The following is a 6,864-nucleotide window of genomic DNA, read 5'->3' as shown; positions in this document are numbered from 1 at the left end:
GGTTTCAAATCGAGCGGCGCAAGCTTCACCGCCAGCGTGCGCAAGGCAGACGTCGTCGCGGTCGGCAGCGTGCCGGACACCGTCACGCTGCCGGTGAATTCGCCCTGGAGTTTCCTCAACAAAAAGAAGAACTAAGCGGGACGACCTTGTGTGACGTCCAGCTCAGGCAGCGTTGGCACCCGATTCCTTGTCCAGCACCATGTAGTCGAGCGGGATTTCGGTCGTGTACTTGATCTGCTCCATGGCGAAGGACGACGACACGTCGCGGATTTCGATCTTGGCGATCAGCCGCTTGTAGAAGGCGTCATAAGCGGCGATGTCGGGCACCACGACGCGCAGGAGATAGTCGACGTCGCCGCTCATGCGGTAGAACTCGACCACCTCGGGAAACTCCTGGATGACTTCCGAGAAACGCCGCAGCCATTCATGGCTGTGCGAATTGGTGCGGATCGACACGAAGACGGTGACGCGCACATTGACCTTTTCATGGTCGAGAATGGCAACGCGCCGCTTGATGACGCCCTCCTCCTCGAGCTTCTGGATGCGCCGCCAGCAAGGCGTCGTCGACAGCCCGACTTTCTTGGCGACGTCGGCGACCGCGAGTGTCGCGTCCTCCTGCAAAAGGCGGAGGATTTTCCTATCGAGGCGGTCCATATTTTGCTCCCCAGGGGAATAGATTGGCTATACTCCCCCTTATTCCGACCTTTCACAAGAAAGAAATTCTGCCAATTGATGGAAAAGCGAGTGATTTCTTGCTGAAAGATCATCTGAGGCGATAGCGGATTTCCAAACGCAGAAAAGGCAGCAAATCCATTTCAAACCATGGATTCTTCTTCAGCCAGCCGGTGTTGCGCCACGAGGGATGCGGCAGCGGCAACACTTTCGGACCGACGGAATTCTCCCAGATGGAGCGCCAGTCCCTGACCGTTTCCGTCAGGGAGGGCCGGCGCGCCGCACCCATATGCCAGGACTGCGCATAGATGCCGATTGTCAGCACCAGATCGATCCGCGGCATCGAGGCCATCAGGGGTGCGCGCCAGGCCGCCGCGCATTCGCGCCTCGGCGGCAGGTCTCCCCCCTTGGCATCCTGGCCGGGAAAGCAGAAACCCATCGGGACGATGGCGAACTTTTCGATGTCGTAGAATTCGTCGCTCGTCACACCAAGCCAACTGCGCAAGCGATCGCCGGAGGCGTCGGTGAACGGCATGCCCGACAGATGCACCTTGGTCCCCGGCGCCTGGCTGGCGATCAGGATACGGGCGCTGGACGATGGGCGCAGCACAGGTCGTGGCTCATGCGGCAACGGCTTGCCGGCCGGATCTTCCACGCAGATGCGACAGGCGCGGACCTTGGCGACGAGGTTTTCGAGTTCGGCAGTCATTCTCAGGCTGATGCGCTCGGCCGGCTGGAGACGGCCTGATGCCAGCGCAAAACATTCGAGCAGTCATCCGGCACCTTGATGCGTGCCGGCTTCATGAAGTCCACAGCGATCAGGCCGGTGATGTCGGCGATCGAATAGCTGTCGCCGGCGATGAACTCCCGGCTGCCCAGTTCGCCGTCCAGCAGCCTGAGGAACGCCACGGCCTTCGGCTTGTTGGCCTCGCCCCATTCGGGGACCTGCGGGATTTCCCATTCCTTCATCGCCGGATGGGTGTGCCGGAAGGCCTGCGTGACGCAGCTGAGCAAATTGAATTCCATCCGTCGCTGCCACATCTCGACCTGCGCCTTGCCGAGTGCGCCACGCCCGAACAGGGCCGGTTCGGGATGCAGTTCCTCGAAATAGCGGCAGATGGCGACGGATTCGGTGATGACGGTGCCATCGTCGAGTTCCAGCACCGGCAGGCGCTGCAAGGGATTGCGCGAGCTGACCGCCTGTTGCCTGTGTTCCAGCGCCCCCATGTCGATGGGCACCTGTGGAACTTCGATGCCTTTCTCGGCCAGGAAAACGCGGACCCGCCTTGGGTTGGGCGCCCGGCCACCGTCGAAGAGTTTCATTCCATCCTCCTGTTCGTTCTCGGTTCGGCTTTCAGGACGCGCATCACCAGAAGCGAAAAATCTCGCGCACGGCATCGCCGATCGACGCCAGTGTGCCGTGCTTCTTCTCGACGACTTCGCCGTGATGGCTGTCTCGCCAATCCTGCGGCTGATCGAACGTTCCCGCCCAGATGCCGGCCTTTCCCGCCTGGGCGACGGCCTCCTCGCTCTCGAAGTCGCCATAGGCAACCGCCCAGCCCGCCTCGACCTGCGCGCGGTTGAGATCCTTGCCGCCGGCGGTGCAGTCGCCGAGCAGCCGGCCATAACGATCACGCTGCCAGCCGGTACAGGAGACGGGCTTGCCGGCGATCAGGCGAACCAGCGACTGGCGCGCAAGCGTGCCGCAGGAATAGTCCGTGCCGTTCTTGCGGCAGGTCTGCGTATATTCCGGAGCATCGATGCCGCGCATGCGGATACGCTCAGTGCCAAGCGTGATCGAATCGCCGTCGTTGATGATTGCCAGGCCCTGTGTCTTGCGTGTCTCCACCCGGTCGAGGCGGGCCGCCAGCAGGATCAGCAGTCCGAGGATGATGACGGCAAGCCCGTAATCCACCAGCCGGCGCCACAGGCTTCTGGGGCGCGCAACGTATCCCCGGCGCGGTCTTGGCGACCATGAGCGGCTCATATGGCAAACGGTTGGTTAATCATTCGAACGTAGCTTAACACTTGGAAACCGCTGCTCGCATAAATTGAAGTTTTGATGCCCTTGCAACGCTCGAACACAGCGGACAAGTTCATTGTGGACCGCAGGAAACCTCATCGCAACAGCGATGTGGCGCGCGCGGTGCGCAAGACGCGTGACCGTCTTTCGCAGCAGGCCGGCAATCCCGATTTCGATCGTGAACTGCTGAAGCTCCATGCCCGCGCGATGACCAGCGGCGCCATCGCCATCCCGCTTCTTGTTCTGGCGATCGCGGCGGCCGGCCGGCTGGCCGGAATCGGCAACGAGATCGGGCTCTGGGCGCTGTTCACCCTGACCTGCTACACTATCGTTGCCTTCATGGCGCGGCGCATCGAGCGCGCGGAAGCTTCGGAGCTCAACCCTTCGCAAGCAGGACGGGAATTCCTGGTCGGCCATTTCCTGTGCGGTCTCGGCTGGGCATGGTTCGTGTGGCTTGGCTGCAGCGTCTGCGAGGTCGATCCGTTCCACATCCTCAAAGCCGTGGTGCTGTTGTTCGCCATGGCGGCGACCGCGGTGATGACCTCGTCTCTGCGCGGGGCGCTGTTGGCGACCTTTGCCGTTCCCGTGGCGCTCTACGCTTATGCCGGCGCCAAGCTATGGATGCCGGTCGAGGCGATCATGGCCGCGCTGCTGGTCGTTTCGCTGCCGTTCTTCGCCTATGTGGCCCGTCATCTCAACCACTCGTCCCTGATGATGTTGTCGTTCCGCTCCGAAAAGGATGCGCTGATCGCTGAACTGGAGACGGCGAAATCGATGTCGGACGAGGCGCGGCGGCGGGCCGAGGACGCCAATCTGGCGAAGTCGCGGTTCCTCGCTTCGATGAGCCACGAATTGCGCACGCCGCTCAACGCCATTCTCGGTTTTTCCGAGGTGATGTCGAACGAGGTGCTGGGGCCGATGAGCAATCCCACCTATCGCGACTACGCCCATGACGTGCACGAATCCGGTCAGCATCTGCTCGATCTGATCAACGAAATCCTCGACCTGTCGCGCATCGAGGCCGGCCGCTACCAGCTCAACGAAGAACCGGTGATGCTGCTTGGTATCGTTGAGGACTGCTGTCACATGATGGAGTTGAGGGCGCGCAACAAGGATATCCGGGTCGTCCAGGATTTCGAGCACGAACTGCCGCGCCTTTTCGCTGATGAGCGTGCGGTGCGACAGATCACGCTCAACCTTCTGTCGAATGCGATAAAATTCACCGCTACCGGCGGTGAAATCCGTGTCCGCGTTGGTTGGACGGCGGGTGGCGGACAATACATCTCGATCAAGGACAACGGTCCGGGCATACCGGAAGACGAGATCCCGATCGTGCTTTCCGCCTTCGGCCAGGGCTCGATTGCCATCAAGAGCGCCGAGCAAGGCACCGGGCTTGGGCTGCCGATCGTGCAAGGGCTGCTCGCCATGCATGGCGGCGAGTTCGAACTTCATTCCAAGCTGCGCGAAGGGACGGAGGCGATCGCCATCTTCCCGCTCAGCCGGGTGATGGAGGAACTGCCAGCACTGCCGACCGCGGCGGTGGCGGCTCGACGACGGTAATCCGGCAAGACTCTAGCCGCGTACCGCGACAGCCATGCCCGAACTGGTCAGCGCGGCGGCCTTGACCAGCCCCGCGGCAAGGGCGGCCCCTGCCCCTTCGCCATGGCTGATGCCCAAATCGAGCAACGGGCGCAGCCCTAGCCGTTGGGCGGCGCGTGCATGCGCGGGTTCCGGCGACAGGCTGGCCAGCACGCAATGATCGAGCGCGGTGGGATTGACGCCATGCAATACCGCTGCGGCTGCCGTCGCGGCCAATCCGTCGAGCAGCACCGGGATCTTCTGCATGCGCGCGGCAAGGATGGCGCCGGCGATCGCCGCGAATTCACGGCCACCGACCCGGCGCAGCGCCTCGAGCGGGTCGCCGAGATGGCCGCCATGAAAAGCCAGCGCCGCATCGACCACGTCGGCTTTGCGTGCCTGCATCGCCGCATCGGCGCCCGACCCCGGGCCGACCCAATCGACGCCCCTGCCCCCGAAAAGTGCCGCAAACAGGGCGGCGGCGACGGTCGAGTTGCCAACGCCGAGATCGCCGAGACACAAAAGGTCGGTGCCGCCGGCGATCGCTTCCATGCCGAAGGCCATGGTGGCGGCACAGCCACGCTCGTCCAGCGCGGCCTCTTCGGTGATGTCGGCGGTCGGGATGTGCAGGGCAAGATCGAAAACCTTCAGCCCGAGGTCGTAGGCAATGCAGATCTGGTTGATGGCGGCACCTCCGGCGGCGCAAAGTTCGACCGCGTTGGCGGTCGCCGCCACCGGCCGTGGCGAAATGCCGTGGCGCGTGACGCCGTGATTGCCGGCAAAGACCGCCATCAGCGGTCTTGTCACCGCGGGCGGAGCCCGCCCGCTCCAGCCGGCGAGCCAGGCGGCGGTATCCTCGATGCGGCCAAGCGAATTGCCTGGTTTATCGGCCTTGGCAAACAGCGTGCGCACGCGGGTCTCGGCTGCCGTGTCGGCCGCCGGCAGGTTGGCCAACAGGTTGCGAAAATCGTCGAAAGGCAGTGCGCTGGTCATCTTGTTATCGATCATTCCCTGGAGTTGGTGAGCGGCATAGCCGCCTTGCGGGGTTGGCACAACCTCCGGGATGATGGGCCTGCATTTGGCGCAAAGCCGGCCCCGAAGGGCGCAATCGCGAGGGCTTGCATTGGCTTTGCCGTTGCACCATGTGGAGGTGGAACAAGGGATTCCGGATGGAAGCCCAAGAGAAAGTCATGACGGCCATCGAATCCCCGTGCATCCTGGTCTGTTCGATCGACATGAAAACCGGCTTCTGTTTCGGTTGCGGTCGCACGCGCGAGGAAATCGGCGCCTGGATCGGGATGACGACGGAAACGCGCCGCAGCGTCATGGCGCAATTGCCGGCCCGGCTGGAGACGGTCGAGCGCCGGCCGCGCCGGGAAACGCGCCGCACCCGCATGGCGCGCGAACGCGACGCGCTATCGTGAGGTGCGGATGAGCCGGTTGTTCTGGATTTTGATGGCCGCTATCGGGGTGGGAGCAGTCCTGCTCATGCTCAATGATTCCGCCGGCAGCACGCTCGGCGTCGAGAACAACGATTTCAGCCGGCTGATCTGGCTCGGTGCCTTTGGCGCCCTTATCGGCGCCGGCCTGCTTCGCTCGGGCCGACCCCTGGGCGCCATGGCCCGCAATCTCGGCGCCTGGGCGGCGATCGCACTCGCGCTGATCGCCGGCTACCAGTATCGCTATGAGTTGCAGGATGTCGCCAGCCGGGTGACCGCGGGCCTTGTTCCCGGCAGCCCGCTTGCGCTTGGCGTCGAGGACGGCCACGCCACGGTGACGCTCGACAAGGCGGACAACGGCCATTTCGAAGCGCGCATCCTGATCAATGGCAACCCGGTCCGGGCCGTGGTGGATACCGGCGCGACCAGCACCGTGCTGACGTCGCAAGATGCGCAGGCCGCCGGATTCAATCCAGCGGCGCTCAACTACACCATACCGGTTTCGACCGCCAACGGCATGGCGCGCGCCGCGGCCGTGAAAACCGATCAGATTGCGATCGGCGGCATCATGCGCAGGGATATGTCAGTGATGATCGCCGCACCCGGCATGCTCAGCCAGAGCCTGCTCGGCATGAACTTCATCGGTTCATTGTCGGGTTTTGACGTGCGCGGCGACCGCATGATCCTCAGGGATTGATCCCCGAAGCTCAAGCCGCTTCGGCTGCTGCGCCACCGAACTCGACGGCCGCGTAAGCCGTCTTCAGCACGTCCGGGCCAGCCCCGGGTTTTGTCGCGTCCGTGGACAGGATTTGCCGGTAGCGGCGCGCACCGGGCAGGCAATGGAACAGTCCGACCATATGGCGGGTGACATGGCCAAGCCGCCCACCCTGCTCGATATGGCGTGCCGCATAGTCCGCCATCGTATCGATCAGCGCGGCGAAATCGAACGGCTCGGACTGGACGCCGTAGAAAGCGGCATCGACGCCGGCCAGAATGCCGGGCGTGTGGTAGGCGGCGCGGCCAAGCATGGCGCCGTCGACATGACCGAGATGCTCCTGCGCCTCTTCAATCGACTGAATTCCGCCATTTAGACCTATGAATTTGTTATTCTTTTTTGCCTTCAGTCGATAGACTCTGCTGTAATCGAGCGGC

General features: G+C 63.3%; 9 protein-coding genes. 3 read left to right on the top strand and 6 right to left on the bottom strand.

Going from position 1 to position 6,864, the window contains the following annotated elements; all coding sequences use genetic code 11:
• Positions 1–162 precede the first annotated feature (162 nt).
• The 4 genes from EOB80_RS09110 to EOB80_RS09095 form a co-directional block, all read right to left on the bottom strand.
• A complete protein-coding gene (locus EOB80_RS09110) occupies positions 163–654 on the bottom strand; it encodes an Lrp/AsnC family transcriptional regulator (RefSeq protein WP_006205209.1) in 492 nt (163 codons plus the stop codon).
• A 109-nt stretch (positions 655–763) separates the two neighbouring features.
• Positions 764–1,444, bottom strand: a complete 681-nt coding sequence (locus tag EOB80_RS09105) for a uracil-DNA glycosylase family protein (RefSeq protein WP_127327399.1) — start codon at positions 1,442–1,444, stop codon at positions 764–766.
• Complete coding sequence (locus tag EOB80_RS09100; RefSeq protein WP_127327398.1) at positions 1,384–1,995, bottom strand: glutathione S-transferase; 612 nt, start codon at positions 1,993–1,995, stop codon at positions 1,384–1,386. The genes EOB80_RS09105 and EOB80_RS09100 overlap by 61 nt, the downstream gene beginning before the upstream one ends.
• A gap of 43 nt (positions 1,996–2,038) precedes the next feature.
• Complete coding sequence (locus tag EOB80_RS09095; protein ID WP_127327397.1) at positions 2,039–2,659, bottom strand: thermonuclease family protein; 621 nt, start codon at positions 2,657–2,659, stop codon at positions 2,039–2,041.
• 75 nt (positions 2,660–2,734) lie between these two features.
• Here EOB80_RS09095 and EOB80_RS09090 point away from each other — a divergent pair, with 75 nt between their 5' ends.
• Positions 2,735–4,255: a HAMP domain-containing sensor histidine kinase gene (locus tag EOB80_RS09090; RefSeq protein ID WP_127327396.1), complete on the top strand. Its 1,521-nt coding sequence runs from the start codon at positions 2,735–2,737 to the stop codon at positions 4,253–4,255.
• A 12-nt stretch (positions 4,256–4,267) separates the two neighbouring features.
• Here the strand turns inward: EOB80_RS09090 and EOB80_RS09085 are convergent, their stop codons facing one another.
• The gene (locus tag EOB80_RS09085) at positions 4,268–5,266 is read right to left on the bottom strand and encodes a nicotinate-nucleotide--dimethylbenzimidazole phosphoribosyltransferase (RefSeq protein ID WP_127327395.1); all 999 of its coding nucleotides are present in this window, start codon (positions 5,264–5,266) and stop codon (positions 4,268–4,270) included.
• Positions 5,267–5,463: 197 nt separating this feature from the next.
• Here EOB80_RS09085 and EOB80_RS09080 point away from each other — a divergent pair, with 197 nt between their 5' ends.
• A complete protein-coding gene (locus tag EOB80_RS09080) occupies positions 5,464–5,697 on the top strand; it encodes a DUF1289 domain-containing protein (protein WP_027036625.1) in 234 nt (77 codons plus the stop codon).
• Positions 5,698–5,704: 7 nt separating this feature from the next.
• Positions 5,705–6,409, top strand: coding sequence for a TIGR02281 family clan AA aspartic protease (locus tag EOB80_RS09075; protein WP_127270820.1), 705 nt, complete (start codon positions 5,705–5,707; stop codon positions 6,407–6,409).
• 10 nt (positions 6,410–6,419) lie between these two features.
• On the opposite strand, the gene EOB80_RS35165 is transcribed toward EOB80_RS09075, so the two are convergent.
• Positions 6,420–6,864: tRNA-dihydrouridine synthase (locus EOB80_RS35165; RefSeq protein WP_245466305.1), on the bottom strand; the 445-nt coding region annotated here is incomplete at its 5' end.

Origin of the sequence: Mesorhizobium sp. M7A.F.Ca.MR.245.00.0.0 (genome assembly GCF_003997415.1) — a bacterium.
Classification (GTDB): domain Bacteria; phylum Pseudomonadota; class Alphaproteobacteria; order Rhizobiales; family Rhizobiaceae; genus Mesorhizobium.
This window is presented reverse-complemented; position numbering and strand designations above follow the sequence as displayed.

Excerpts from the sequence above, each read along its gene's own strand:
- EOB80_RS09110 (WP_006205209.1), bottom strand. The coding sequence starts at position 654 with ATGGACCGCCTCGATAGGAAAATCCTCCGCCTTTTGCAGGAGGACGCG.
- EOB80_RS09100 (WP_127327398.1), bottom strand. The coding sequence starts at position 1,995 with ATGAAACTCTTCGACGGTGGCCGGGCGCCCAACCCAAGGCGGGTCCGC.
- EOB80_RS09095 (WP_127327397.1), bottom strand. The coding sequence starts at position 2,659 with ATGAGCCGCTCATGGTCGCCAAGACCGCGCCGGGGATACGTTGCGCGC.
- EOB80_RS09090 (WP_127327396.1), top strand. The coding sequence starts at position 2,735 with ATGCCCTTGCAACGCTCGAACACAGCGGACAAGTTCATTGTGGACCGC.
- EOB80_RS09085 (WP_127327395.1), bottom strand. The coding sequence starts at position 5,266 with ATGACCAGCGCACTGCCTTTCGACGATTTTCGCAACCTGTTGGCCAAC.
- EOB80_RS09080 (WP_027036625.1), top strand. The coding sequence starts at position 5,464 with ATGACGGCCATCGAATCCCCGTGCATCCTGGTCTGTTCGATCGACATG.
- EOB80_RS09075 (WP_127270820.1), top strand. The coding sequence starts at position 5,705 with ATGAGCCGGTTGTTCTGGATTTTGATGGCCGCTATCGGGGTGGGAGCA.